This window comes from Poseidonocella sp. HB161398 (genome assembly GCF_005870025.1).
GTDB lineage: Bacteria > Pseudomonadota > Alphaproteobacteria > Rhodobacterales > Rhodobacteraceae > Mangrovicoccus.
This window is the reverse complement of sequence record NZ_VATA01000002.1, coordinates 25,326-49,179: the sequence shown is the minus strand read 5'-3', so window position 1 is coordinate 49,179 and position 23,854 is coordinate 25,326. Positions and strand designations below refer to the sequence as shown.

Sequence of the window (23,854 nt, the reverse complement as noted above, 5' to 3'; positions counted from 1 at the left end):
GCCCGACCTGATCGAAGAAGGAGCCGGACATGGCAAGAGTGGCGTTTCTCGGGCTTGGGGTGATGGGATACCCGATGGCCGGATATCTGGCGAAGGCCGGACACGAGGTGGCCGTCTACAACCGCACCACCGCCAAGGCCGAGGCCTGGGTTGCGCAGAATGGCGGGCGCCACGCGGTCACGCCGCGCGAAGCGGCCGAGGGCTGCGATTTCGTGATGACCTGCGTCGGCAATGACGACGACCTGCGCTCTGTCGTCTTCGGCGAGGACGGCGCGCTGGCGGGCATGGAAGCGGGCGCGGTGCTGGTCGATCACACCACCGCCTCGGCGATCGTGGCGCAGGAGATCGCGGGCGTGGCGGCGGAGACCGGGATCGGCTTTGTCGACGCGCCGGTCTCGGGCGGCCAGGCAGGCGCCGAGAACGGCCAGCTCGCCATCATGTGCGGCGGCAAGGAGGCGGATTTCTCCCGCGCAGAGCCCGTCATGCAGGCCTATGCCAAGGCGATCGACCATTTCGGCGATGTCGGCTCCGGCCAGCTGACCAAGATGGTGAACCAGGTCTGCATCGCCGGGATCGTCCAGGGCATCTCGGAGGGGCTGCATCTGGCCATCGAGGCCGGTCTGGACGCGAAGAAGGTCGCCGGGCTCGTCTCCCAGGGCGCGGGCGGCTCCTGGCAGCTGGCCAACCGCGCGGGCACGATGGTCGATGGCGAGTTCGAATTCGGCTTTGCGGTGGACTGGATGCGCAAGGATCTGGGCATCGCGCTGGAACAGGCCAAGACGATGAAGCTGAGCCTGCCGGTCGCGGCGCTGGTCGACCAGTACTACGGCGACGTGCAGGCGCTCGGCGGCGGGCGCTGGGACACTTCGGCGCTGATCCAGCGGCTGCGCGTGCTGAAGAACGGCAAGCTCTGACGAGACGGAAATGGCGGTGGTTGCAGAGCGCAACCGCCGCCGAAAAGCCGTTCAGACGGCTCTTTGCGCCGCAGGGCGGCCATCTATGCAGATGTCTGAGAAGCGTGATTATGTAAGTTACAGATAGCTTTGCTATCGTAACGCAACATAATCAATGTAATGATATCAGCCCATTACGCGGCGATCTTAAAGAAAAACCGCCGCGTTTGAGCGAGAGGAGCGCCTCTATCCCAGTGCGTATCCGGCACCGCGCACCGTGCGGACCGGGTCTTCGCCGCCATGCTGGCACAGCGCCTTGCGCAGCCGTCCGATATGCACGTCGACCGTACGGGTATCGACATAGATGTCGCGGCCCCAGACGCGGTCGAGAAGCTGTTCGCGGCTCCAGACCCGGCCGGGCTTCTCCATGAAGGTCGAGAGCAGACGGAATTCCGTCGGGCCGAGCTTCAGCGGCTTGGCGCCGCGGAACACCTTGTGGCTTTCCGCGTCCAGAACGATGTCCTCGAATTCCAGCGTTTCGCCGACCGTGGCGGGCCGTGTGCGGCGCAGCTGCGTGCGCACCCGCGCCATCAGCTCCGCCACCGAATACGGCTTCGTCACGTAGTCGTCCGCGCCGGTCTCCAGCCCGCGGACCCGGTCGCCTTCATCCGCCCGGGCGGAGATCATGATGACCGGCAGGCTCCGCGTCTCGCTGCGGCTCTTGATCTGGCGGCAGACCTCGATCCCCGAGACCGAGGGCAGCATCCAGTCGAGAACGACCAGGTCGGGGCTGTCCTCGGCGACGAGCATCAGGGCCTCTTCGCCGTTCTCGGCGGAGATCACGCGGTACCCGCTGGCCTCGAGATTGTAGGACAGGAGATCCCGCTGGGACGGCTCGTCATCGACAACCAGGACCGTGGGCTGGGACGGCGACATGCGGCTACTCCTCGAGCGCTTTCTGGAACGAGGTGCGGTCGTTCTTGGGACGGTTGTCCTCCGGCAGCGTGCCGGTGACGAGATAGATGACCTGCTCGGCGATGCCGGTGACGTGGTCGCCCATCCGCTCGATGTTCTTGGCGATGAAATGCAGGTGCATGCAGCCGGTGATGTTGCGCGGGTCTTCCATCATGTAGGTCAGGAACTGGCGGAAGAGCGCGTTGTACATCTGGTCGACCTCGGCGTCGCGCAGGCGGACATCCTCGGCCAGCTTGGCGTCGCGCTTGATATAGGCGTCGAGCGCGTCGATCAGCATCAGCTCCACTGCCTGTGCCATGCGGCGGATCGCGGGCGCGGTGTCGTGGATCTGGCTCATCTGGGTCAGCACGGTGGCGCGCTTGGCGATGTTCTTCGAATAGTCGCCGATGCGCTCCAGGTTGCCCGAGACCTTCATCACCGAGACCACGGTGCGCAGGTCGATGGCGGTGGGCGCGCGGGTGGCGATGACGCGGATGGCCTCTTCGTTGACGCGGGTCTCGAGCTCGTCGATCGCCTTGTCATTGCCGCGGACCATGTCGGCCAGCGCCTCGTCGCGGGTTTCAAGCGCCTTGGCCGCGTCGGTGATCGCCGCCTCGACCATGCCGCCCATCTTCATGATCAGCGCCTGGATGGCCTCGAGATCACGGTCAAAAGCGGTTTGGATATGCGTTTCCGGCATTCTGGTGCCTCATCCTGGAATGGGACAGGGGATGGCCCTGCCCCGTTGAATCGTAGACGGTCCGGCCTCAGCCGATCCGGCCGGTGATGTAGCTTTCGGTGCGGCTGTCCACCGGGTTGGTGAAGATCTGGCCGGTCTCGCCGAATTCGACAAGGTTTCCGAGATGGAAGAACGCGGTTTTCTGGCTGACGCGCGCGGCCTGCTGCATCGAGTGGGTGACGATCACCACCGAGTAGTTGGAGCGCAGCTCGTCGATCAGCTCCTCGACCTGGGCGGTCGCGATCGGATCGAGCGCCGAGCAGGGCTCGTCCATCAGGAGGACCTCCGGCTCGGTGGCGACGGCGCGCGCGATGCACAGCCGCTGCTGCTGGCCGCCCGACAGCCCGGTGCCCGGCGCGTCCAGACGGTCCTTGACCTCGTCCCAGATCGCCCCGCGGCGCAGCGATTTCTCGACGATTTCGTCGAGCTCGGCCTTGTTCTTGGCCAGGCCGTGGATGCGCGGCCCGTAGGCGACGTTGTCGTAGATCGACTTGGGGAACGGGTTCGGCTTCTGGAAGACCATGCCGACCTTGGCGCGCAGCTGAACCGGGTCGACCTTCTTGTCGTAGATGTTCTCGCCGTCGAGCAGGATCTGCCCCTCGACGCGGCAGATGTCGATCGTGTCGTTCATCCGGTTGAGGCAGCGCAGGAAGGTCGATTTCCCGCAGCCCGACGGGCCGATGAAGGCGGTCACGGTCTTGTCCTCGATCTCGACCGAGACGTCCTTGATGGCGTGGGACGTGCCGTAATAGACTTGCACGTTATCGGCTTTGATCTTGAGTTCCTGCTGGTCCAGCTGGCGCTCGACGATGCGCATATCGTCCATTTGGGTCACTCCTGTTAGTTACCAGCGGCGCTCGAAACGGCGGCGGAGAATGATGGCTACGAGGTTCATGATCACCAGGAACACGAGCAGCACGATAATGGCCCCCGAGGCGCGTTCGACAAAGGCCGGATCGGCGCGGTTGGTGAAGTTGTAGACCTGGACCGGCAGGCCGACCGCCGGATCGAGGATGCTGTCGGGATATTCGCGCACGAAGGCGACCATGCCGATCAGCAGCAGCGGCGCGGTCTCGCCGAGCGCCTGGGCCAGGCCGATGATGGTCCCGGTCAGGATGCCGGGCATCGCCAGCGGCAGCACGTGGTGGAACACCGCCTGCATCTTCGAGGCGCCGACGCCGAGCGCCGCGTCGCGGATCGAGGGCGGGATCGATTTCAGCGCCGCGCGGGTGGCGATGATGATGGTCGGCAGCGTCATCAGCGTCAGCACCAGGCCGCCCACCAGCGGCGAGGAGATCGGCAGGTGCATGAAGTTGATGAAGACCGCGAGGCCGAGGATGCCGAAGACGATGGAGGGCACCGCCGCGAGGTTCGAGATATTCACCTCGATGATGTCGGTCAGCCAGTTCTTCTTGGCGAATTCCTCGAGATAGATCGAGGCGCCGACGCCGATCGGCACGGCGATGACCAGCACGATCAGCATCATGTAGGCCGAGCCGATCAGCGCGACGCCGATGCCCGCGGCCTCGGGCCGGTTCTCGGAGGCGTCCGGGCCGAAGATGAAGTCCCAGTTGAAGCGCTTCTGCATCTGGCCGATGGCCACCAGCTCGTCGGCGGCATTGAGCTGGGCGACATCCACGCGGCTGTCGAGCGCTGCGGATTCGCGGGTGACGCGGCCCTTGAGGTACTGGTCGATCCGCGCATTGGCGAGGAAGTTGAACTCCACCGTCTCGCCGACCCGGTCCGGATTGGCCAGCACGAAGTCGCGCAGGTCGGCAGGCGCCGCCGAGGAGACCATGCCCGCCAGCAGCTGCGGCGTGATCTCGGGCGCGGGGCCCGCGGCCAGCTCTTGGGCCTGCGCCTCGAGCGAGCCCTTGATCAGCGGCTGGTAGCCGAAGGTGAAGACCTTGGCCATTTCCTCCGGATCGCGGTTGCCCTGGGGATCGACCACGGCCGGGTCGAGGAAGATCTCGACGCGCAGGAAGGTCTGCTGGAAGGAGCTGAGGCCGTTCGAGAGGATCGAGGTCAAGAGGCACACCAGGGCGATCACGCCGATCGCCACGGCGCCCATGCCGTAGTACTTGAAGCGCGTCTCGGCGGCGTTGCGGCGGCGGGTGCGGTCGCTCTGGGCATAGAGCGAGCTCTTCGCGCCCGGCAGGCCTTCGGGGGATGCGGAGATGTCGGCCATTACTCGTATTGCTCCCGGTACTTGCGCACGATGTAGAGCGCGAGGATGTTGAGGCACAGCGTCAGCACGAAGAGCGTGATGCCGAGCGCGAAGGCCACGAGCGTTTCGGGCGAGGCGAAATCGGTGTCGCCGGTGAGCTGCGAGACGATCTTGACGGTGATCGTGGTCATCGCATCGAACGGGTTGAGGCTGAGCTGGGCCGCGGCCCCTGCCCCGAGCACCACGATCATGGTCTCGCCGATGGCGCGCGAGGCGGCCAGCAGCACGGCGCCGACGATGCCGGGAAGTGCCGCGGGAACCACGACCTGCTTGATCGTCTCGGAGCGCGTGGCGCCCAGCCCGTAGGAGCCGTCGCGCAGGCTCTGCGGCACGGCGTTGATGATGTCGTCGGACAGCGAGGAGACGAAGGGGATCAGCATGATGCCCATCACCAGGCCCGCGGTCATCACCGAGCGAGAGCTGTCGCCGATGCCGAGCGGCCCGGCGAAGTAGTCGCGCAAGAGCGGCCCCACCGTGATCAGCGCGAAGAGGCCGTAGACGATGGTCGGGATGCCCGCCAGCACCTCGATCGCGGGCTTGGCGACCGCGCGGATGCCCGGCGTGGCGTATTCCGACAGGTAGATCGCGGCGAAGAGCCCGATCGGCACGGAGACGCAGAGCGCGATCAGCGACACATAGAGAGTGCCCCACAGCAGCGGCAGCATGCCCAGCTCGGAATTGCCCGAGAAGCGCGGCGTCCATTCGGTGCCGAAGAAGAAATGCGACCAGCTGTACTGGGAGAAGAAATGCCCGGTCTCGAACAGCATCGACAGCACGATGCCCAGCGTGGTCAGGATGGCGACCGAGGAGCAGAAGATCAGGATGCCCTTGACCTTGGCCTCGACCGAGTTGCGCGCGCGGTAGTCGGGGGCGATGGCGCCATAGGCGACGGCGAAGGCCCCGGCCGCGGCGACCAGCGCGGCGACGCCGCCGAGCCAGCTCATGGACCCGGCCAGCGTGCTGCCGAAGAGCGCCCAGAGCGCGAGAATGACGATGCCGGTCAGGAACGCGGCAAGCGCGACGTTCCAGCCGTAGAAGGACAGCAGCGAATGGAGACCCCGCGAGTCTCCCCCCGCAGCGGCGAGCGCCTTGCGGCGCCCCATCACATAGCCTGCGGCCGAAAGGGCCAGCAGCAGAATCACGAAATAAGAAAGAGCCATTTCTCTACCGTCTGGACTGCCATGGACTCAAATGGGGCGGCCGCGCATGGTCCCGCAGCCGCCCCGTCAATTCATTCGGCTCAGGAGCCGGAGCCCATGGTGACTTCGTCTGCGACCTGCTGCTGGGTTGCGGCCAGCTCGGGGTCGGAGACCAGGCCATAGGCGGCCAGCGGGCCGTCGGGGCCTGCGACCATGTCGGAGACGAAGAACTCGGCGTATTCCTTCAGGCCCGGGATCTCGCCGATATGCTGCTTCTTGACGTAGAAGAACAGCGGACGCGACACCGGGTACTCGCCCGACGCGATGGTCTCGGTCGAGGGCGCGACGCCGGACATGGTGGCGACCTTGATGATGTTGGTGTTGTTCTCGTAGAAGGCCAGGCCGAACACGCCGAACGCGCCTTCCTCGCCCTGGATCGAGGTCAGGGTCTCGGTGTAGTCGCCGTCGATGTCGATCGAGGCGCCGTCGGTGCGGATGTTCATGCAGGCCTCTTCGGCCGCGTCTTCGTCACCGCCATTGATGCCCAGGATGGCTTCCATTGCGCCGGACTCTTCGCAGCCTGCGAGGATCACCTTCTCTTCGAAGACTTCGCGGGTGCCGTGCTTGGTGCCCGGGATGAACGCCTTGATGGCGATATCGGCGAAATCGGGGTTCACTTCCGACCAGGAGGCGTTCGGGTTGGCGACCATGGCGCCGTCGACCGGCAGCTCGGCGGCCAGGGCCTTGTACCAGTCGGCCGGGGTGAAGGCGAATTCCGGATCGGCGATCTCGTTGGCGAAGACGATGCCGTCATAGCCGATGCGGACTTCCATGATCTCGGTCACGCCGTTGTCGGCGCAGGTCTTGATCTCTTTTTCGCGGATGGCGCGGGAAGCATTGGCGATGTCGATGGTGTTCTCGCCCACGCCTTCGCAGAACTGCTTGAGGCCTGCGGAAGAGCCGCCGGACTGCACGACCGGGGTCGGGAAGCCCATGTTCTCGCCGAAGGCTTCGGCGACGATGGAGGCATAGGGCAGAACGGTCGACGATCCGGCAATCTGCACGGTGTCGCGTGCGGCAGCGGCGGTGGCGGACACGGCAGCGATCGCCAGGACGGAGGCGCTCAGCTTCACGGTTTTCATGTGGATGCTCCAGCTAGAAAGTTTTGCACGCTCCCGCAGGAAACGTGAGACCGCGCTTACTGGCCTGCGATATCCCTTTTGTGACAGTTTAGTAACGGTTTTATGACAGTCCGCCCTTCCGTGGCGGAAATTGTCATATTCCGGCAAAACTCCTTAACATCGCCAGCTGCCGGCGTCAGCCCATCGGCAGGAGAACAGAGAAGCAGCTGCCCTTGCCGATCTCGCTTTCGATGCGCAGCCGTCCCTTGTGGCGGTTGACGATGTGCTTGACGATCGCGAGGCCCAGCCCGGTGCCGCCGATCGCGCGCGAGCGGTGGCTGTCGACGCGGTAGAAGCGCTCGGTCAGCCTGTGCGTGTGCATCTCGTCGAAGCCCTGGCCGAAATCGCGCACGTCGATCCGCGCCGCGGGGCTGCCGAGGATCGGGTCGCGCGCCACTTCGGCGATGGACAGCACCACGCGCCCGCCGTCGCCGCCGTACTTGATTCCGTTCTCGGCGAGGTTGGTGAAGACCTGCACCAGCTGGTCGGGATCGCCGCGTAGCCACAGCTCCTCGCTGCCGGCCTCGATCTTCATCTCGACCCCCGCGGCCTCGGCCACCGGCGCGAGCGAGCGCAGCACGGATGTGAGCACCGCACGCAGCTCCACCCGCTCGGTCGGGCGGATCCGCTCCTCGCCCTCGACCTGGCTGAGCGACAGCAGATCGCTGACCAGGCGGATCATCCGCTCGGATTCGCGCGCCATCGTCGCCAGGAAGCGGTCGGCCGCCGCCTGGTCGCCGCGCGCCGGGCCCTGCAGCGTCTCGATGAAGCCCTGGATCGCGGTCAGCGGCGTGCGCAGCTCGTGGCTGACATTGGCGACGAAGTCGCGGCGCATCTGCCCGGCCGTCTCCTGCGAGGTGACATCCTGGAAGCTGACCAGCACGCCGCCTGTCTCGACCGGCGAGCAGATCACCCGGTAGAGCGTCTCGTGGACATGGTCCTTCTGCACGTAGCGCGCCTCGGTCGGCACGCCATGGGCGATGCACTGGCTGATCGCGTGCAGCACCGGCGGCTGGCGGATCACGGTGACCACGTGGCGCCCGACCTGGTTCTTGCCCAGCAGGCCGGTCGCGGGCGGGTTCACGGCCAGGACGCGTTCATGCGCATCGGTGACGACGATCGGCATCGGCACGGCCGACAGGATGGCATGGGGCTCTGCGGTCATGGCACCTTCCCTCTTGAGTCGCGCCGTCGCTTAGCCGAGCCGGGCCGCCGGAGCCAGTGGGCGTAGCGCCGCCCGGGGCGCGCGGGCAACAGCGGCGGGAAAACGCCGGATCATCATTGAATATATAGGAGAGTTGAATATGTTCGAAAGGCGGCCCTGCGCGGCCGCGCGCGCCAGCCTCCGGCCGCCCCGGAGGAGCGCGGGGACGCCAGCCGGGTCCGCCCGGCACAGCCAGGGCCCGGAGCGCCGCCATGGATCACAGCGCAAAGATCGTCAGCATATCCGAAACCCGGGCGGCGCGGCAGCGCCCGGCCGCAGCGGCGGGGCTGCTGATCGGCGACCGCCGCCTGGCCAGCGATCTGGCGGCGCTGCGTCCCGATCTGGCGGGCCTGCGCGCCCTGCCCTTCGCCGATCTCGATGCCGAGCTGCTGGCGCGCCTCGCGCCGCCGCTGGTGGTGGCAGAGCTCCTGTCGCGCGACCATGACTGCATCGACCTGGCGCAGATGATGGACGCCTCCGGGCTGGAGACGCGGCTCTGCCTGCTCTCCTCCGGCCTGCCCTGTCCCGATCTGGTGCGCCGCGAACTGGCCGCGGCCTTCCCGCGGCTCGACCTGGAGCTCTGGCCCCTGCCCGGCCCCGCTCAGAGCGGACGCAGCCCGTCGCGGTAGACGCGCATCCTGGCGGCATAGCCTTCGGCCGATTTCCGCAGCCCCTCGATCTGCGCCGGGCTCAGCTCGCGCACGACCTTGCCGGGCGCGCCCATCACCAGCGAGCCGTCGGGGATCACCTTGCCCTCGGTGATCAGCGCACCGGCGCCGATCAGGCAGTTCCGGCCGATCCGCGCGCCGTTCAGCACCGTCGCCCCCATGCCGATCAGCGACTGCTCGCCGATGATGCAGCCATGCAGCATCGCCTTGTGGCCGATGGTGCAATTCGCGCCGATCTCCAGCGGGAAGCCCATGTCGGTATGCAGAACGCAGTTTTCCTGGATGTTCGAGCCCGCGCCGAGGGTGATCGTCTCGTTGTCGCCCCGGAGCGTCGCGCCGAACCAGACCGAGGCGCCCTCTTCCAGGACCACCTTGCCGATCAGGTTGGCATCGGGCGCCACCCAGAAATCGCCGTTCTCCGGAAAGCGCGGTGCATCGTCGCCAAGGGCGTAGAGCGTCATAGGCTGGCCTCGAATTCCTCGTTCAGCGCGCGCACCCGGTGGATCAGGTCGGGCTGGCGCGAGCGGCGCAGCCTCTCGGCGGTGACGATGGCGCGCAGTTCCATCTCCGCCTTGTCGATGTCGTTATTGATGAGCACGTAATCGTACTCGGCCCAATGGCTGATTTCGTCGCGGGAGCGCGCCATGCGCTTGGCGATGGTCTCGGCGCTGTCCTGGGCGCGCGCCTCCAGCCGGCGGTGCAGCTCGGCGATCGAGGGCGGCAGCACGAAGATCGAGACGACATCCTCGGCGCGGGCCGAGTTGCGCACCTGCTGCCCGCCCTGCCAGTCGATGTCGAAGAGCACGTCGCGCCCTTCGTTCATCGCGTCGAAGACCGGGCCCGCCGGGGAGCCGTAGAGATTGCCGAAGACCTCGGCATGCTCCAGCATCTCGTTCTGCGCGACCATCTCCTGGAATTCCTCGCGCGAGCGGAAATGGTAGTCGATCCCGTCTTCCTCGCCCGGGCGCGGCGCGCGGGTGGTGGCCGATACCGAGAAGCCGATATTGGCGTCCCAGGCCCGCAGGCGGCGCGCCAGCGTCGATTTCCCCGCGCCCGAGGGCGAGGAGAGGATGATCAGAAGGCCGCGGCGGTTGGGGGTTGGCATCGGTCCGGTCTACTCCACGTTGTCGATATGCTCGCGCAATTGGTCTATGGCCGCTTGGAGGTCAAGCCCGAGCCGGGCCAGTTCCAGCATTTGCGCCTTGCCGCGCAGCCGCCCGGCCTCGCGGTCGAGCTCTTCCGCCAGCAGCGCAAGGCGCCGTCCCGGCGGTTCCCGTACCTCCAGGAGACCCTCCACCTCGGCGGCATGCGCCTCGATCCGGGTCAGCTCGCCGCCGATCTCGCCGCGCGCTGCCAGCGCCGCGATCTCGTGCTCCATCGCCCCCGGTTCCAGCCCCGAGGCCTGGCGCGTCACCCTCCGGATCGCCGCCGCGAACTGCTCGGCCGCCTGCGCGCCGCGGTCGCGCTCCAGCGCGCGGGCCTCGCGGACCAGATGCCGGACATGGTCGAGCTGGATGGCGATCTTGCGCGCCAGCCCGCGCCCCTCCGCGCGGCGGGTCCGCGCCAGCGCGGCCAGCGCCGCCTCGAGCCCGCCGAGCAGCGCCTCGCGCTGCGGCGCGCCCGCCAGCGGCGCAGCGCGCAGCATCAGATGCGCCGGATCCGCCGGGGCGAGCGTGATCCCCTTGCGCCGCGCCGCGTTCTCCAGCTCGGCCAGCCCCGAGAGCATCCGCGCCACCGCGTGTTCCGGCGGCAGTGCCAGCGGCGCCTGCACCGGCGCGGCCAGCACGATCTCCACCCGTCCTCGCTGCAGTGCAGCTTGCGCCTGCGCGCGCACCGCCGGAAGCAGCGCCTCGCAGCCCGGGGGCAGCCGCATCTCCAGCTCCAGCCCGCGGGCCTGCACCGAGGACAGGCTCCAGCACCAGATCGCGCCCTCCTGCGCAACCTCCTGAAGGGCAAAGCCGGTCATCCCCGAGAGCGTCATTGATTAACCAATCCTTAGGATAGAAGGGGCAATTGTCTCAAATTCATGCCACATTCACGTCAACCTGATGCGTCGCGCCGCAGCCGCACAAAAGCCTTTAGGCGTCGCATCGCATATGTGCTAGAAATAGAGGACCGGGCGGGACATGGCGAATGACGGAACGCAGGATAGGGATATCGTATCCCTGACTTCCTACAAAACGACGATGCAGCACAGCGCACTCTCTCAACTCGAAGCCTACTGGCACGGCCTGCGCAATGGCCGAGTAGTTCCCAACCGCTCGGATGTTGATCCGCGCGGTATCGACAGGGCGCTGGAATTCGCGTTCATTCTCGAGCGCATCGCGCCCGGAATGGCCCGCTTCCGCCTGGCGGGGATGCATCTGAACGACCTTATGGGGATGGAGGTACGGGGCATGCCGCTGACCTCGTTCTTCGTGGCGGATGCCCGCCGCCAGGTCTCCGACGCGCTGGAGCACGTATTCGAGGAGCCGTCCATCGCACGGTTCACCCTTCTTGCCGAACGTGGAATCGGCAAGCCGCAGAACGAAGCCCAGCTTCTGATCCTCCCCCTGAAATCCGATCTCGGCGATGTCAGCCGCGCCCTTGGCTGCCTGGTCTACGACGGCGAGATCGGGCGCACGCCCCGCCGCTTCTCCGTGACATCCATGAGCGTCGAGCCCCTGATCGCCGGGATCGAACCGGCCAGCGCTCCGCTCGTGACCTCCAGCCCGGGCAAGCCCCGCCGCCGCAGCGCCGATGCCCCGGCCGCCCCGGTTGGCGGCTTTGCCGAGGACAAGGCGCCCTTCGGCGCCGCGCGTCCCGGCGATGACGGCAAGCCCGGACGCCCGACGCGCGTGCCGTGGCTGCGCGTCGTCACCTCCGACGACTGATCCCCCGCACAGACCGGCCAGAGCCGCAGACCGTCCGCCGCCGGCGCCCTTCCCGGCAGCCCGGACCGTCCGGCCCCGGCCGTTCCGCCGGAGGCCCTTGCAGGCAGGGCCCGGCCCGCGCCCTTCGTCCCCGCGGCGGAGGGCGCTCACGCTCGCGCTTCCGTTGAGTTACCCATGCGTCAACTAAACGGAACGGAGAGTGACCATCTCGTGAACAAATCGGTCAACACGTGCCGCAGAGGCGATTTTTTCTCCTCCGGACGCGAAAACGCCGCCCCGAGGGACGGCGTTCCGGCAGGTCTGGCGGCTGCGGATCAGGAAGCGGCAGCGCTGCGCTGGCGTTCCTGGTGCAGCGTGTTCAGCTCCTCGGCGACGAGGAAGGCCAGTTCCAGCGACTGGCTGGCATTCAGCCGCGGGTCGCAGGCCGTGTGATAGCGGCTGGACAGATCGTCATCGGTCACCGCGCGCACGCCGCCGGTGCATTCGGTCACGTCCTTGCCGGTCATCTCGAAATGCACGCCGCCCGGGATCGTGCCCATGGAGCGGTGGACCCGGAAGAAGTCCTGCACCTCGCCCAGAACCGCGTCGAAGGGACGGGTCTTGTAGCCCGAGGGCGACTTGACCGTGTTGCCGTGCATCGGGTCGCAGGACCAGACGACATTGGCGCCCTCGCTCTGGACCGTTTCGATCAGCCGCGGCAGGTGGTCGTCGACCTTGCCCGCGCCGAAGCGCGCGATCAGCGTCAGCCGCCCGGCATCGTTCAGCGGGTTCAGCTTCTCCATCAGGACCTTCAGATCCTCGGCGGTGGTCGTCGGCCCGCATTTCAGCCCGATCGGGTTGATGACGCCCTGGCAGAACTTGACATGCGCCCCGTCCGGCTGCCGCGTGCGGTCGCCGATCCAGATCATGTGGCCCGAGCCCGCGACCGGCTTGCCGGAGGTCGAGTCGATCCGGCAGAGCGCCTCTTCGTATTCCAGCAGCAGCGCCTCGTGGCTGGTGAAGAAATCCACCGTGCCGACCGCCTGGGTCGCCTCGCGGGTCACGCCGGCGGCATCCATGAAGGCCAGCGCCTGCGAGATCTGCTCGGCCATGGCGCGGTACTTCTCGGCCTTCTCGCCCTCGGTGAAGCCCAGCGTCCAGGTATGGACCTGGTGCATGTCGGCATAGCCGCCCTGGGAGAAGGCGCGCAGCAGGTTCAGCGAGGCCGCGGCCTGGGTATAGGCCTCCAGCATGCGCTGCGGATCGGGGATCCGCGCCTCGGGGGTGAAGGCGATGTCATTGATGATGTCGCCGCGGTAGCTCGGCAGCTCGACGCCGTCGAGGGTCTCGGTCGGCGCAGAGCGCGGCTTGGCGAACTGGCCCGCGACGCGGCCGACCTTGATCACCGGGACCTTGGCGCCGAAGGTCAGCACCATCGCCATCTGCAGCATCACCTTGAACGTGTCGCGGATCGAATCCGCGCCGAACTCCTGGAAGCTCTCGGCGCAGTCGCCGCCCTGCAGCAGGAACGCCTCGCCTCTTGCGGCCTGGCCCAGCTTCGCGCGCAGCGTGCGCGCCTCGCCGGCAAAAACCAGGGGCGGATACTTGGCGAGCCGGGCCTCCACGGCCTCCAGCGCGGCCGCGTCGGGATAGTCCGGCATCTGCACCCGCGGCAATGCTCTCCAGTCCGACTTGTTCCAACCCTTGGTCATGGTTCTCTCCCTTCATCCATCGCCTGCGCGGGTCACGCAGGGTCCGCATCCTGTGCGGGCTCGCGGCGCGGGTGTCAACCCAAAGCTGCCGCCAGAGGGCATGGCATGTTAGCGCCGGACAGCCCGCCTGCCGCCCGCGCCATGCGCCCGGCCTCTTGCGGAGCCCGGTCAAACCTGCTTCGCTGTCCCATCATTTTCCGGCCGGCAGTCGACCCATGGCGCGCACCACCTCCCCCCGTCCCAATGCGGCCCCCGCGGCCCCGCAGCGCATCGTCTTCGTGCTGATGCCCGATTTCACCCTGCTCAGCCATGCCGGCGCGCTCGACTGCCTGCGCATCGCCAACCGCGTCAACGGCACGCCGCTCTATGACTGGACCATGGTCTCCTGCGACGGCGGCGATGTCGCCTGCTCGGCGGGGGCGGTGTTCCGCGCCGACGGGCCGCTGCCCGAGACGCGCCATGGCGACATGATCATGATCTGCGGCGGGCTCGACATCCGCGAGCACACGACGAAGGCGCTGATCTCCTGGCTGCGCCGCGAGGCGCGCCGCGGCGGCACGATCGCGGGGATCTGCACCGGCGCCTATGTCCTGGCGCGCGCGGGGCTTCTCGACAACCACCGCGCCACCATCCACTGGGAGAACCACGAGAGCTTCGCCGAGGAGTTCGACGCGGTGCTGCTGTCGAAGGCGGTCTTCGCCCATGACGGCAACCGGCTGACCTGCGCGGGCGGCACGGCGGTGATCGACATGATGCTGAGCCTGATCGCCCGCGACCACGGGCCGGACCTGGCCGCCGGCGTCGCCGACCAGGTGATCTACACCGCGATCCGCACCGACCAGGACGTGCAGCGCCTCTCGGTCCCCTCGCGGATCGGCGTGCGCCACGGCAAGCTCTCGCAGGTGATCCGGCGGATGGAGGAGAATATCGAGGAGCCGGTCAGCCCCTCGGTGCTGGCCGCCGATGCCGGGCTCTCCACCCGCCAGCTGGAGCGGCTCTTCCGCCGCTATCTCGCCCGCTCGCCCAAGCGCTACTACATGGAGCTGCGCCTGCAGAAGGCGCGCAACCTGCTCCTGCAGACCGACATGAGCGTGATCAACGTGGCGCTGGCCTCGGGCTTCGCCTCGCCCTCGCATTTCTCCAAGTGCTACCGCGCGCAATACGGCACCACCCCCTACCGCGAACGCGGCGCCCATGGCGCCAGCCGCGCGGCCGAGGCCCCGGAAGAGCCGGGCGAGTGGCTGGCAGGCGAAATCGACGGCGACGGGGAATGAGCCGCAGCCCCGCGGGCCCAGGCCGCGCGGGAATGTCTTTTCTCGGCGCGGACTTGCGACTAGCGTCGGGCCAGCCATGCTGAAAACAGGGAGTCAGTCATGAAATCGCTTCTGTCCGCCAGCGCCGTTCTGGCCCTGCTTGCGGGGACCGCCCAGGCCGAGGTCAAGCTCGGGGTGCTCCTCGGCTTCACCGGGCCGCTCGAATCCGTGGCGGGCCCGATTGCCAGCGCCGCCGAGATGGCGATTGCCGAAGTCTCGGACAGCGGCAAGCTGCTGGACGGCGAGACCGTCGCGCCGGTGCGCGGCGACAGCACCTGCATCGACGCCTCCGCCGCCACGGCCGCGGGCGAGCGGCTGGTGACCTCGGACGGCGTCGCGGGCATCGTGGGCGCAATGTGCTCGGGCGCGACCGGCGCGGTTCTGGCCAATGTCGCGATCCCCAACGGCGTCGTGATGATCTCTCCCTCGGCCACCTCGCCGGGCCTGACCACGGTCGAGGATAACGGCCTGTTCTTCCGCACCGCCCCCTCGGATGCCCGCCAGTCCGTGGTGATGGCCGACATCCTGACCGAGCGCGGCCTCTCCGAGGTCGCAGTCACCTATACCAACAACGACTACGGCAAGGGCCTGGCCGACAGTTTCGGGACCGCCTTCGAAGAGGCCGGCGGCACCGTCACCATCTCGGCCCCGCATGACGACGGCAAGGGCGACTACTCGGCCGAGGTCGGCGCGCTGGCCGCTGCCGGCGGCGAGGCGCTGGTCGTGGCGGGCTATGTCGACGAGGGCGGCTCGGGCATCATCCAGGCGGCGCTCGACACCGGCGCCTTCGACACGTTCATCCTGCCCGACGGCATGGTCGCCCCGGCCCTGACCGAGAATTTCGGCGACGCGATCGACGGCTCCTTCGGCCAGCTGCCGGGCTCGGATTCCGAGGGCGGCGGCGATTTCGAGACCCTCGCCAGCGCGGCCGGGTTCGACGGCGCCGCGGTCTATGCCAAGGAAGGCTATGACGCCGCCGCGCTGATCCTGCTGGCCATGCAGGCCGCGGGCTCGGCCGATGCCTCCGACTACAAGGAGAAGATCATCGAGGTCGCGAACGAGCCGGGCGAGAAGATCTATCCCGGCGAGCTGGCCAAGGCCCTGGAAATCCTCGCGGAAGGCGGCGATATCGACTATGTCGGCGCCTCCGACGTGGAGCTGATCGGCCCCGGCGAGGCCTCCGGCCGGTTCCGCGAAGTCGAGATCGAGGGCGGCGAAATCACCACTGTCGGATACCGCTGACGCCAGAGTCCGGGGTCCGGGCCGCGCGCCCGGGCCCCTTCCTTCTGCCGGCGGCCAAGCGTTCCAGGAACGGGCCCCACATGATCTCTGTCGACAATCTCGTCATGCGCTTCGGCGGCTTCCACGCCGTCAACGGCGCCTCCCTGACCATCAAGGACGGCTCCATCACCGGGTTGATCGGCCCGAATGGTGCGGGGAAAACAACCCTTTTCAATTGTATAGCAGGCGTTCTTAAACCAACCTCCGGGACGGTCGCGATGGGCGGCGAGGACATTACCGGCCTCGCCCCGCACCAGCTTTTCCACAAGGGGCTGCTGCGGACCTTCCAGATCGCCCACGAATTCTCCTCGCTCAGCGTGCGCGAGAACCTGATGATGGTGCCCGCGGGCCAGTCCGGAGAGTCGCTCTGGAACACCTGGGCGCATCGCCGCCGGATCTCGGCCGAAGAGCGGGCCAACATGAAGAAGGCCGACGAAGTCCTTGAATTCCTGACAATCGACCACCTCGCCGACGAGAAGGCCGGCAATCTCTCGGGCGGCCAGAAGAAGCTTCTGGAGCTGGGCCGCACGATGATGGTCGATGCAAGGATCGTCTTTCTCGACGAGGTCGGCGCCGGGGTGAACCGCACGCTGCTGAACACGATCGGCGACGCCATTCTGCGCCTGAACCGGGAGCGCGGCTACACCTTCTGCATGATCGAGCACGACATGGAATTCATCGGCCGCCTCTGCGATCCGGTGATCTGCATGGCCGAGGGCACGGTCCTCGCCGAAGGCACGATCCAGGAGATCAAGGCGAACCCGCAGGTGATCGAGGCCTATCTCGGCACCGGGCTGAAGAACAAGGCCGCAGCCTCGTGAGCGGCCCGTTCCTTCACGCGACCGGCATGCGCGGCGGCTACGGCGCGGCGGATATCCTGCATGGCTGCACCCTTTCGGTCGACAAGGGCCAGATCGCGGTGATCGTCGGCCCGAACGGCGCGGGAAAATCCACCGCGATGAAGGCGGTTTTCGGCATGCTGCCGCTGCGCGAGGGCCATGTCAGCCTGGGCGGCCGCGACATCACCAGCCTCGCCCCGCAGGCGCGCGTCGCCGCGGGCATGGGCTTCGTGCCGCAGACCCGCAACATCTTCCCCTCGATGACCGTCGAGGAGAACCTGGAGATGGGCGGCTTCCTGCGCCGCGACGACATCCGCCCGACCATCGAACAGGTCTACGCGCTCTTTCCCATCCTGCGGGACAAGCGCCATCAGGCGGCGGGCGAGCTCTCCGGCGGACAGCGCCAGCAGGTCGCCGTCGGCCGCGCGCTGATGACGAAGCCGCAGCTGCTGATGCTCGACGAGCCGACCGCCGGGGTCAGCCCGATCGTCATGGACGAGCTTTTCGACCGCATCATCGAGGTGGCGCGGACCGGCATCTCGATCCTCATGGTGGAACAGAACGCACGGCAAGCCCTTGAAATCGCGGATATCGGCTATGTGCTCGTGCAGGGGGCGAACCGCTTCACCGATACCGGCGCCGCGCTTCTGGCCGACCCGGAGGTCCGCAAGAGCTTCCTCGGGGGCTAGATGGACGTGCTCGCCACCCTCGCCAGCGCCGGGATCGCCTGCAGCTTCGTCACCGCCTCGATCGACGGGCGGGACCCCTTTGACAGCAAGCTGCAGCTGGAGCTGCGCCCCGCCGGCATCGACGGCTTCGCCCTGATGACCTCCGAAGGCGAACGCGACGCGCCGTTCGTCATCGAGCGCCGCGGCGTCTGGACCAGCTTTTCCAGCGACGAGGTCTTCGAATTCGGCCGCACGGCCATCATCGACATCGGTCCCGGGGGCGAGGCCGTGATGGTCGTCAACCAGCCGGGATCGGTCGCGCAGCTCCTGTCCCGCGAGGGACACTGCCAACCGCTGGGAGCGCCGTGATCTCACATGAAAACCGCCTGTCAAATACCTGAATTCCCTCAATTCCCTCGGAAAGGACCATGCTGTTGGACCTTCTGAACGCGCTCGTGGCGCTGACCAATTTCGTGATCGTCCCGGCCACGGCCTATGGCGCGCAGCTGGCGCTCGGCGCGCTCGGCGTCACCTTGACCGTGGCGGTGCTGCGCTTCACCAATGTCGCCCATGGCGACACGATGGCCTTCGGCACCATGGTCACGATCCTGGCCACCTGGGGGCTTCAGGCGCTTGGCATCACCGCCGGACCGCTGCCCACGGCGCTTCTCGCCCTGCCGGTCGGTGTCGCCGCCACGGCGGGGTTGCTGCTTGCAACCGACCGGCTCGTCTACCGCTTCTACCGGCAGCAACGCGCCAGTTCCGCCGTGCTTCTGATCGTCTCCATCGGCGTGATGTTCGTCATGAACGGGCTCGTGCGCTTCATCATTGGCGTCGACGACCAGCGCTTCGATGACGGCACCCGCTTCCTGGTTTCGGCACGCGATTTCAAGGCATGGAGCGGGCTTGACGAGGGGCTCGCCATCAAGACCAGCCAGGGCATCACGGTGCTCACCGCGGCGGTGGTGATGATCGCGCTCTTCTGGTTCCTCAACCGCACCCGTACCGGCAAGTCGATGCGCGCCTTTGCCGACAACCGCGATCTGGCGCTGCTCTCGGGCATCGACCCAGAGCGCGTCGTCGCCATTACCTGGATCCTCGTCGCCGCGCTCGCGACCATTGCGGGCACGCTCTACGGCCTCGACAAGTCCTTCAAGCCCTTCACTTATTTCCAGCTCCTCCTGCCGATCTTCGCCGCCGCCATCGTCGGCGGCCTCGGCAGCCCGGTCGGTGCCATTGCCGGAGGCTTCATCATCTCCTTCTCCGAAGTGGCGCTCACCTATGCCTGGAAGAAGGTGCTCGGCTATCTCCTGCCTCTGGGCCTCGCGCCCGACGGCCTGGCCCAGCTGCTCGGCACCGAATACAAGCACGCGGTCAGCTTCATCATCCTGGTCCTCGTCCTGCTCATCAAGCCCACCGGCCTCTTCAAGGGGACCTCGACATGACCCTGCGCACCGTCGCTCTGTTCCTTCTCGTCGCCGTTCTGATCCTGCTGACGGGCCTCCTGCAAAGCTGGAACACCGCACTCTACATCCTCAACATGGGGCTGGTTTCCGCGGTGATGGCGCTGGGGCTGAATGCGCAATGGGGCTTCGCCGGGCTCTTCAACGTCGGCGTCATGGGATTCGTCGCGCTTGGCGGGCTTGCGACGGTCCTGGTCTCGGAACCGCCCGTGCACGAGGCCTGGGCAGCCGGAGGCCCGCGCCTGATCGTCGCCCTCCTGCTGGGGGCCGGGACGATCACCTTGGTGGTTGCCGTTCGCAACCGAATGACCAAGGGCTGGTTGCGAAGCGCAACCACCATCATCCTCGCCATTGGCGGTTTCGCACTCTACCGAGCCCTCTTCGACCCTGCACGGGACGCGGTAGAGGCCGTCAATCCCGCTTCGACCGGATTTCTCGGCGGCCTCGGCCTGCCGGTTCTTCTTGCATGGCCCGCCGGGGGCCTCCTGGCAGCGGGGGCTGCCTGGCTGATCGGCAAGACCGCTCTAGGGCTGCGCAGCGACTATCTGGCCGTCGCGACGCTCGGCATTTCCGAGATCATCGTCAGCATCCTGAAGAACGAGGACTGGCTGTCCCGCGGCGTCAAGAATGTCGTCGGCATCCCGCGACCGGTTCCCTACGAGATCGACCTGCAGCAGGATCCGGGTTTCGTCGCCCGCGCAGGCGATCTCGGGATCGACCCGATCACCGCCTCCACCCTCTATGTGAAACTGCTCTATACCGGCCTCTTCGCCACTGTTCTCGTCGTGCTGATCGTGCTGACGCAGCTCGCACTGAATGCGCCGTGGGGGCGGATGATGCGCGCCATCCGCGACAATGAAACTGCCGCAGCGGCGATGGGAAAAGATGTCACGCGCCGCCATCTGCAGGTCTTCATCCTGGGCTCCGCTGTCTGCGGCATTGCCGGAGCGATGATGACGACGCTCGATAGCCAGCTGACGCCCGGCACCTACCAGCCGCTGCGTTTCACCTTCCTGATCTGGGTGATGGTGATCGTCGGCGGCTCCGGCAATACGCTAGGCGGCGTACTCGGCGGCTTCCTGATCTTCTTCCTCTGGGTCGAGGTCGAACCGCTGGGGCAGATGCTGCTGAATGCCGTTACCATGCCGCTTCCAGATGGGGCTGTGAAAACGCATCTCTTGGAAAGCGCCGCGCATATGCGGCTGCTGACCATGGGGGTTGTGCTGCTGGTGGTGCTGCGCTTCTCGCCGCGGGGGCTTCTGCCTGAACGGTGACCTGGCGGGCGGTTGCAGATCGCAACCACCCTAGTCGCGGCGGAAGACGTAGCGCAGTTCCTGCCGTAGCGGCGTGCCGGGCCGCAGGATCGTCTCAGGGGCACCGGGAAAGTTCGGCGCGTCGGGCCAGGCCTGCGCTTCGAGCGCGATCCCGCTCTTGCTGCCATGCAGGCGTCCATTCAGCCCTTCGCGGATATCGAGATGCGCGCCGTCATAGAACTGCAGACCCGGCTCGGTCGTCTCGACCGTCAGATGCAAGCCACTGGCAGGGCTGGAGAGTTCCGCCACCGGACGCAATTCGCCACGGGCGAACGACGTGCAGAAATTGTGGTCGTAGCCGCTATGGCCGACCGCGCGCGCCGTGCGGAAGTCGAACCGCGTTCCCGTCACGTCAGCAATCTCGCCAGTCGGGATCAGATCTGTGTCGACGGGCAGATAATGCCCGGCATGGATCTGCAGCTGGTGGCCGGTGATCTCGGCGCTGTCGTCGAGGTTGAAGTAGCTATGCTGGGCGAAGCTGCAGGGCGTGGGGCGGTTGCAATTCGCAACCACCGACAGGGCCAGAGTGCCCTCGCCCGGCAGCGAGATATGCGCGCGAACCTCGAGATCGCCGGGGAAGCCCATATGCCCGTCCGGCACGACGAGCACGAGCGTGAGCCGGTCCGGCCCGTGATCCTCGATCCGCCAGAGCATCTGGCCGCTACCCTCCTGACCGCCATGCAGCGTGTGGCGGCCCAGAGAATTGCGGTCGGTCTGGTAGGTCCTGCCATCGATGGCGAAACGCCCGCCGCCGAGGCGGTTCGAAAACCGGCCGACCAGGGCACCCGAATAGAGCAGGCTGTCGAGATAGGGGGCGAAGCGGTCGCTGCCGAGGACCAGCGGGAAGGGCGTGCCCGCGAGCCGCAGGTCCTGCAGGGTCGCGCCCCAGGTGAGGAAGGCGGCGGTCAGGCCGCCGCCGCTGATCTCGATCCGCTCGACCGCCCGGCCGCAGGGGGCGCGGCCGAAATCGGTGATGCTCATGCCAGGACCTGATGCTCGGCCTGGCCGGAAACGCCTGCATCGGCAATCACATAGGTGAGGCCCTGCGCGGCGTCGGGCGCTTCGATGCTCTGCCGCGCGGAAGTGCAGTAAAGCGTGCGAAGCTCCGCTCCGCCGAAGGCGGGACAAGAGGAATGCAGACCAGGCACCTCGATCGCGCGGTCGAAGGCGCCTGCGGGCGTGTAGCGCGCCACGCGGCCCGAACCCCATTGCGCGGTCCACAGATGATCCTCGCTGTCGATCACCGCGCCGTCCGCCTTGTGGCCGGTGCCTGCGAGATCGAGGAAGACCTCCGGCACGCCCTCGGGCCAGCCCTCGGCATCGAGCGGCTGGCGCATCACTTTCAGCGTCGGCGTGTCGGTGTAGTAGGCCGTCCGCCCGTCCGTGCCGAAGCAGATCGCGTTCGAGGTGGTGATGCCGCCATAGAGCTTTTCCAGAACGCCCCTGTAGTAGCGGTAGATCGCCCCCTTAGGACCGCCGCCGGCCTTGGCCATCGTGCCGATCCAGAAACCGCCCATCGGATCGGCGCGGCCGTCATTGGAGCGGTTCTCCGGCAGGTCGGCCTCCAGCGCGCAGACCGGTTCGTGATCGCCGGTTGCAATGTCGAAGCGCCGCAGCGCCGTCTCGGTTGCAACCAGCAACCGCCCGTCGTCGATCCACCCCGCCGCCGAGACATGCTCGTCGAACTGCCATTCCCGCGGACCCTCGGAGGTCCTTGTCAGCAACCGGCTGCCGATGATGTCGAACCAGAAGAGCTGATTGCGCAGCGGATGCCAGAGCGGCCCCTCGCCAAGCTCGCAGGCTCGGTCGTCGTACATTTCCATCTTCATGCTCCCGCGTCCCCCCTGTCGCGTGTCCGTCATTGCCGCCTGCCCGGTCATGCGATTCCCTGCAGATCGGCCGGCAGCAGCGCCTCGGGCAGGTTCTGGTAGCAGACCGGACGCAGGAAGCGGCGGATCGCCATCGTGCCGACGGAGGTCGCGCCGAAATTGGTCGAGGCCGGGAACGGCCCGCCATGGACCATCGCATCGGCCACCTCGACCCCGGTCGGGAAGGCATTGGCCAGCACCCTGCCCGCCTTGGCCTCGAGCACCGGCACCAGCGGCTTTGCCGCCTCGATATCGGCATCGTCCATCAGCAGCGTCGCGGTCAGCTGGCCGTGGAAGCCATTGGCGACCTTCAGCATTTCCTCGGGCGACGAGGTGCGGATCAGGATCCCCGCCGGGCCGAAGACCTCGCGCGCGAGCTCGGGCCGGGCCATCCAGTCGGCCGCCGTGACCTGGAACACCGCCGGAGCGCCCTCGCGCAGCGAACAGGTCTGCGCCCCGGTCAGCCGGTCGAGCCCGGCGCCCGAGAGCATCTCCACCCCCTTGGCATAGGCCGCTGCCGTGCCGCCGGTCAGCATCGGCTGCGGGGCGGTTGCATTCAGCAACCCCGCCGCGGCTTCGGCGAAGGCGTCGCCCTCGGGGCCCGCAGGCAGCAGGACCAGACCGGGATTGGTGCAGAACTGGCCGACGCCCATGGTCAGCGACTGCGCCCAGCCCTCGCCCAGCTCGGCGCCGCGCGCGGCAAGCGCCGCGGGCAGGACGAAGACCGGGTTGAGCGAGCCGAGCTCGCCGAAGAACGGGATCGGCTCGGGGCGGGCCATGGCGAGGTCGAAGAGCGCCTTGCCGCCGCCGAAGGAACCGGTGAAGCCCACCGCCTTGATCGCCGGATGCTGGACCAGCGCGCCGCCCGCCTCGTTGGTGTTCGACTGCACCATGGAGAAGACGCCCTTCGGCATGCCGGTCGCCTGGATGGCAGCGGCGATGGCCTGGGCGACAAGCTCGCAGGTGCCGGGATGGCCGGGATGGCCCTTGTAGACGACCGGACAGCCCGCGGCGAGCGCCGAAGCCGTGTCGCCGCCCGCGGTCGAGAAGGCCAGCGGGAAATTCGAGGCGCCGAAGACGCCGACCGGCCCGACCGGGCGCTGGATCAGCCGCAGGTCGGGGCGCGGCGGCGTGCGGTCGGGCAGCGCCGGGTCGTGGCGGATGTCTAGATACTTGCCGTCGCGGATATGGGCGGCGAAGAGCCGGAGCTGTCCGCAGGTGCGGCCGCGCTCGCCCTCGAGCCGCGCCGCGGGCAGGCCGCTTTCGGCCATGGCGATCTCGGTCAGGGCGGCGCCGCGGGCCTCGATCTCCTCGGCGATCTTCTCCAGGAAGGCGGCCCGCTCTTCGCGCGTGGTCTGGCTATAGGCGGGAAAGGCCTGGGCGGCGGCGGTGGCGGCCTCGTTGATCTCGTCGGCCCCGCCCGCGTAATAGGCGCCGGGATCGCCGGTCACGGGGTCGGATTCGAAGAAGTTCTCGGAGGTCACCCAGGTGCCGGCAATCAGGTGCTGGCCGGTGATGAGCGGGGCGTCGAGCATGGAAG

At 67.5% G+C, this 23,854-nt stretch carries 24 protein-coding genes; 10 read left to right on the top strand and 14 right to left on the bottom strand.

The genetic code is table 11. From position 1 onward, the window contains the following. Positions 1 to 29: 29 nt before the first annotated feature. A complete protein-coding gene (locus tag FGX59_RS01680) occupies positions 30 to 914 on the top strand; it encodes an NAD(P)-dependent oxidoreductase (RefSeq protein ID WP_138464717.1) in 885 nt (294 codons plus the stop codon). Between the two features lie 225 nt (positions 915 to 1,139). Here FGX59_RS01680 and phoB read toward each other — a convergent pair whose 3' ends face one another. From phoB to FGX59_RS01645, 7 genes are all read right to left on the bottom strand, one after another. After that, positions 1,140 to 1,829 carry a phosphate regulon transcriptional regulator PhoB gene (gene phoB / locus FGX59_RS01675; protein WP_138464715.1) on the bottom strand — a complete coding sequence of 230 codons (690 nt, stop codon included), beginning with the start codon at positions 1,827 to 1,829 and terminating at the stop codon, positions 1,140 to 1,142. Positions 1,830 to 1,833: 4 nt separating this feature from the next. After that, on the bottom strand, positions 1,834 to 2,547 hold the full coding sequence (gene phoU, locus FGX59_RS01670) for a phosphate signaling complex protein PhoU (protein ID WP_138464713.1): 714 nt from the start codon (positions 2,545 to 2,547) through the stop codon (positions 1,834 to 1,836). A gap of 67 nt (positions 2,548 to 2,614) precedes the next feature. Next, entirely contained in the window at positions 2,615 to 3,412 is a 798-nt protein-coding gene (gene pstB, locus FGX59_RS01665; protein WP_138464711.1) for a phosphate ABC transporter ATP-binding protein PstB, read from the bottom strand. Between the two features lie 18 nt (positions 3,413 to 3,430). Beyond that, complete coding sequence (gene pstA / locus FGX59_RS01660) at positions 3,431 to 4,774, bottom strand: phosphate ABC transporter permease PstA (protein ID WP_138464709.1); 1,344 nt, start codon at positions 4,772 to 4,774, stop codon at positions 3,431 to 3,433. Next, on the bottom strand, positions 4,774 to 5,973 hold the full coding sequence (gene pstC, locus FGX59_RS01655; RefSeq protein WP_138464707.1) for a phosphate ABC transporter permease subunit PstC: 1,200 nt from the start codon (positions 5,971 to 5,973) through the stop codon (positions 4,774 to 4,776). Before pstC ends, pstA begins: the two co-directional genes overlap by 1 nt. An 80-nt stretch (positions 5,974 to 6,053) precedes the next feature. Continuing rightward, positions 6,054 to 7,094, bottom strand: coding sequence for a substrate-binding domain-containing protein (locus FGX59_RS01650; protein WP_138464706.1), 1,041 nt, complete (start codon positions 7,092 to 7,094; stop codon positions 6,054 to 6,056). 175 nt (positions 7,095 to 7,269) lie between these two features. Further along, the gene (locus FGX59_RS01645; RefSeq protein WP_138464704.1) at positions 7,270 to 8,298 is read right to left on the bottom strand and encodes an ATP-binding protein; all 1,029 of its coding nucleotides are present in this window, start codon (positions 8,296 to 8,298) and stop codon (positions 7,270 to 7,272) included. 251 nt (positions 8,299 to 8,549) lie between these two features. On the opposite strand from FGX59_RS01645, the gene FGX59_RS01640 reads away from it, so the two are divergent. Next, positions 8,550 to 8,966: a hypothetical protein gene (locus tag FGX59_RS01640; protein WP_138464702.1), complete on the top strand. Its 417-nt coding sequence runs from the start codon at positions 8,550 to 8,552 to the stop codon at positions 8,964 to 8,966. Here the strand turns inward: FGX59_RS01640 and FGX59_RS01635 are convergent. The 3 genes from FGX59_RS01635 to FGX59_RS01625 are packed head-to-tail and all read right to left on the bottom strand — an operon-like array spanning position 8,939 to position 10,986. Next, the gene (locus FGX59_RS01635; protein ID WP_138464699.1) at positions 8,939 to 9,466 is read right to left on the bottom strand and encodes a gamma carbonic anhydrase family protein; all 528 of its coding nucleotides are present in this window, start codon (positions 9,464 to 9,466) and stop codon (positions 8,939 to 8,941) included. The two genes, FGX59_RS01640 and FGX59_RS01635, sit on opposite strands and share 28 nt — an antisense overlap. Next, positions 9,463 to 10,110: a guanylate kinase gene (gene gmk / locus FGX59_RS01630; protein ID WP_138464697.1), complete on the bottom strand. Its 648-nt coding sequence runs from the start codon at positions 10,108 to 10,110 to the stop codon at positions 9,463 to 9,465. Before gmk ends, FGX59_RS01635 begins: the two co-directional genes overlap by 4 nt. 9 nt (positions 10,111 to 10,119) lie before the next feature. Then, positions 10,120 to 10,986 carry an endoribonuclease YicC domain-containing protein gene (locus FGX59_RS01625; RefSeq protein ID WP_138464695.1) on the bottom strand — a complete coding sequence of 289 codons (867 nt, stop codon included), beginning with the start codon at positions 10,984 to 10,986 and terminating at the stop codon, positions 10,120 to 10,122. A 145-nt stretch (positions 10,987 to 11,131) separates the two neighbouring features. On the opposite strand from FGX59_RS01625, the gene FGX59_RS01620 reads away from it, so the two are divergent. After that, positions 11,132 to 11,878 carry a PAS domain-containing protein gene (locus FGX59_RS01620; protein ID WP_138464693.1) on the top strand — a complete coding sequence of 249 codons (747 nt, stop codon included), beginning with the start codon at positions 11,132 to 11,134 and terminating at the stop codon, positions 11,876 to 11,878. Positions 11,879 to 12,192: 314 nt separating this feature from the next. Here FGX59_RS01620 and FGX59_RS01615 read toward each other — a convergent pair whose 3' ends face one another. Further along, a complete protein-coding gene (locus FGX59_RS01615; protein WP_138464691.1) occupies positions 12,193 to 13,569 on the bottom strand; it encodes a class II 3-deoxy-7-phosphoheptulonate synthase in 1,377 nt (458 codons plus the stop codon). Between the two features lie 215 nt (positions 13,570 to 13,784). Between FGX59_RS01615 and FGX59_RS01610 the strand changes: the two genes are divergently transcribed. The 7 genes from FGX59_RS01610 to FGX59_RS01580 all read left to right on the top strand — a co-directional run bounded on the left by FGX59_RS01610 (position 13,785) and on the right by FGX59_RS01580 (position 20,407). Continuing rightward, entirely contained in the window at positions 13,785 to 14,843 is a 1,059-nt protein-coding gene (locus FGX59_RS01610) for a GlxA family transcriptional regulator (protein ID WP_138464689.1), read from the top strand. 99 nt (positions 14,844 to 14,942) lie between these two features. After that, positions 14,943 to 16,124, top strand: a complete 1,182-nt coding sequence (locus FGX59_RS01605; protein ID WP_138464687.1) for an ABC transporter substrate-binding protein — start codon at positions 14,943 to 14,945, stop codon at positions 16,122 to 16,124. Positions 16,125 to 16,204: 80 nt separating this feature from the next. After that, positions 16,205 to 16,984: an ABC transporter ATP-binding protein gene (locus FGX59_RS01600; RefSeq protein WP_138464685.1), complete on the top strand. Its 780-nt coding sequence runs from the start codon at positions 16,205 to 16,207 to the stop codon at positions 16,982 to 16,984. Continuing rightward, positions 16,981 to 17,691, top strand: coding sequence for an ABC transporter ATP-binding protein (locus tag FGX59_RS01595; RefSeq protein ID WP_138464683.1), 711 nt, complete (start codon positions 16,981 to 16,983; stop codon positions 17,689 to 17,691). Before FGX59_RS01600 ends, FGX59_RS01595 begins: the two co-directional genes overlap by 4 nt. Then, entirely contained in the window at positions 17,692 to 18,039 is a 348-nt protein-coding gene (locus FGX59_RS01590; RefSeq protein WP_138464681.1) for a hypothetical protein, read from the top strand. It begins immediately after the preceding gene. A gap of 65 nt (positions 18,040 to 18,104) precedes the next feature. Further along, on the top strand, positions 18,105 to 19,115 hold the full coding sequence (locus FGX59_RS01585; RefSeq protein ID WP_138465034.1) for a branched-chain amino acid ABC transporter permease: 1,011 nt from the start codon (positions 18,105 to 18,107) through the stop codon (positions 19,113 to 19,115). Next, on the top strand, positions 19,112 to 20,407 hold the full coding sequence (locus FGX59_RS01580; RefSeq protein ID WP_171060473.1) for a branched-chain amino acid ABC transporter permease: 1,296 nt from the start codon (positions 19,112 to 19,114) through the stop codon (positions 20,405 to 20,407). Before FGX59_RS01585 ends, FGX59_RS01580 begins: the two co-directional genes overlap by 4 nt. Before the next feature lie 30 nt (positions 20,408 to 20,437). Here FGX59_RS01580 and FGX59_RS01575 read toward each other — a convergent pair whose 3' ends face one another. Genes FGX59_RS01575 through FGX59_RS01565 form a run of 3 tightly spaced genes read right to left on the bottom strand, consistent with a single transcriptional unit; the run spans position 20,438 to position 23,849 of the window. Beyond that, positions 20,438 to 21,427, bottom strand: a complete 990-nt coding sequence (locus FGX59_RS01575) for an aldose epimerase family protein (RefSeq protein WP_138464679.1) — start codon at positions 21,425 to 21,427, stop codon at positions 20,438 to 20,440. Beyond that, positions 21,424 to 22,263 (bottom strand): SMP-30/gluconolactonase/LRE family protein, encoded by an 840-nt coding sequence (locus FGX59_RS01570; RefSeq protein ID WP_370295670.1) that lies wholly within the window; start codon positions 22,261 to 22,263, stop codon positions 21,424 to 21,426. Before FGX59_RS01570 ends, FGX59_RS01575 begins: the two co-directional genes overlap by 4 nt. A 59-nt stretch (positions 22,264 to 22,322) precedes the next feature. Further along, a complete protein-coding gene (locus FGX59_RS01565) occupies positions 22,323 to 23,849 on the bottom strand; it encodes an aldehyde dehydrogenase (NADP(+)) (protein WP_138464677.1) in 1,527 nt (508 codons plus the stop codon). Between the last annotated feature and the right edge of the window lie 5 nt (positions 23,850 to 23,854).

Coding starts and splice junctions, on each gene's coding strand:
- FGX59_RS01570 (WP_370295670.1), bottom strand. CDS start 22,263: ATGTACGACGACCGAGCCTGCGAGCTTGGCGAGGGGCCGCTCTGGCAT.
- FGX59_RS01635 (WP_138464699.1), bottom strand. CDS start 9,466: ATGACGCTCTACGCCCTTGGCGACGATGCACCGCGCTTTCCGGAGAAC.
- FGX59_RS01610 (WP_138464689.1), top strand. CDS start 13,785: ATGGCGCGCACCACCTCCCCCCGTCCCAATGCGGCCCCCGCGGCCCCG.
- FGX59_RS01620 (WP_138464693.1), top strand. CDS start 11,132: ATGGCGAATGACGGAACGCAGGATAGGGATATCGTATCCCTGACTTCC.
- FGX59_RS01565 (WP_138464677.1), bottom strand. CDS start 23,849: ATGCTCGACGCCCCGCTCATCACCGGCCAGCACCTGATTGCCGGCACC.
- FGX59_RS01605 (WP_138464687.1), top strand. CDS start 14,943: ATGAAATCGCTTCTGTCCGCCAGCGCCGTTCTGGCCCTGCTTGCGGGG.
- FGX59_RS01615 (WP_138464691.1), bottom strand. CDS start 13,569: ATGACCAAGGGTTGGAACAAGTCGGACTGGAGAGCATTGCCGCGGGTG.
- pstC (WP_138464707.1), bottom strand. CDS start 5,973: ATGGCTCTTTCTTATTTCGTGATTCTGCTGCTGGCCCTTTCGGCCGCA.
- FGX59_RS01590 (WP_138464681.1), top strand. CDS start 17,692: ATGGACGTGCTCGCCACCCTCGCCAGCGCCGGGATCGCCTGCAGCTTC.
- FGX59_RS01680 (WP_138464717.1), top strand. CDS start 30: ATGGCAAGAGTGGCGTTTCTCGGGCTTGGGGTGATGGGATACCCGATG.
- FGX59_RS01575 (WP_138464679.1), bottom strand. CDS start 21,427: ATGAGCATCACCGATTTCGGCCGCGCCCCCTGCGGCCGGGCGGTCGAG.
- gmk (WP_138464697.1), bottom strand. CDS start 10,110: ATGCCAACCCCCAACCGCCGCGGCCTTCTGATCATCCTCTCCTCGCCC.
- FGX59_RS01580 (WP_171060473.1), top strand. CDS start 19,112: ATGACCCTGCGCACCGTCGCTCTGTTCCTTCTCGTCGCCGTTCTGATC.
- FGX59_RS01625 (WP_138464695.1), bottom strand. CDS start 10,986: ATGACGCTCTCGGGGATGACCGGCTTTGCCCTTCAGGAGGTTGCGCAG.
- FGX59_RS01650 (WP_138464706.1), bottom strand. CDS start 7,094: ATGAAAACCGTGAAGCTGAGCGCCTCCGTCCTGGCGATCGCTGCCGTG.
- phoB (WP_138464715.1), bottom strand. CDS start 1,829: ATGTCGCCGTCCCAGCCCACGGTCCTGGTTGTCGATGACGAGCCGTCC.
- pstB (WP_138464711.1), bottom strand. CDS start 3,412: ATGGACGATATGCGCATCGTCGAGCGCCAGCTGGACCAGCAGGAACTC.
- FGX59_RS01645 (WP_138464704.1), bottom strand. CDS start 8,298: ATGACCGCAGAGCCCCATGCCATCCTGTCGGCCGTGCCGATGCCGATC.
- pstA (WP_138464709.1), bottom strand. CDS start 4,774: ATGGCCGACATCTCCGCATCCCCCGAAGGCCTGCCGGGCGCGAAGAGC.
- FGX59_RS01600 (WP_138464685.1), top strand. CDS start 16,205: ATGATCTCTGTCGACAATCTCGTCATGCGCTTCGGCGGCTTCCACGCC.
- FGX59_RS01640 (WP_138464702.1), top strand. CDS start 8,550: ATGGATCACAGCGCAAAGATCGTCAGCATATCCGAAACCCGGGCGGCG.
- phoU (WP_138464713.1), bottom strand. CDS start 2,547: ATGCCGGAAACGCATATCCAAACCGCTTTTGACCGTGATCTCGAGGCC.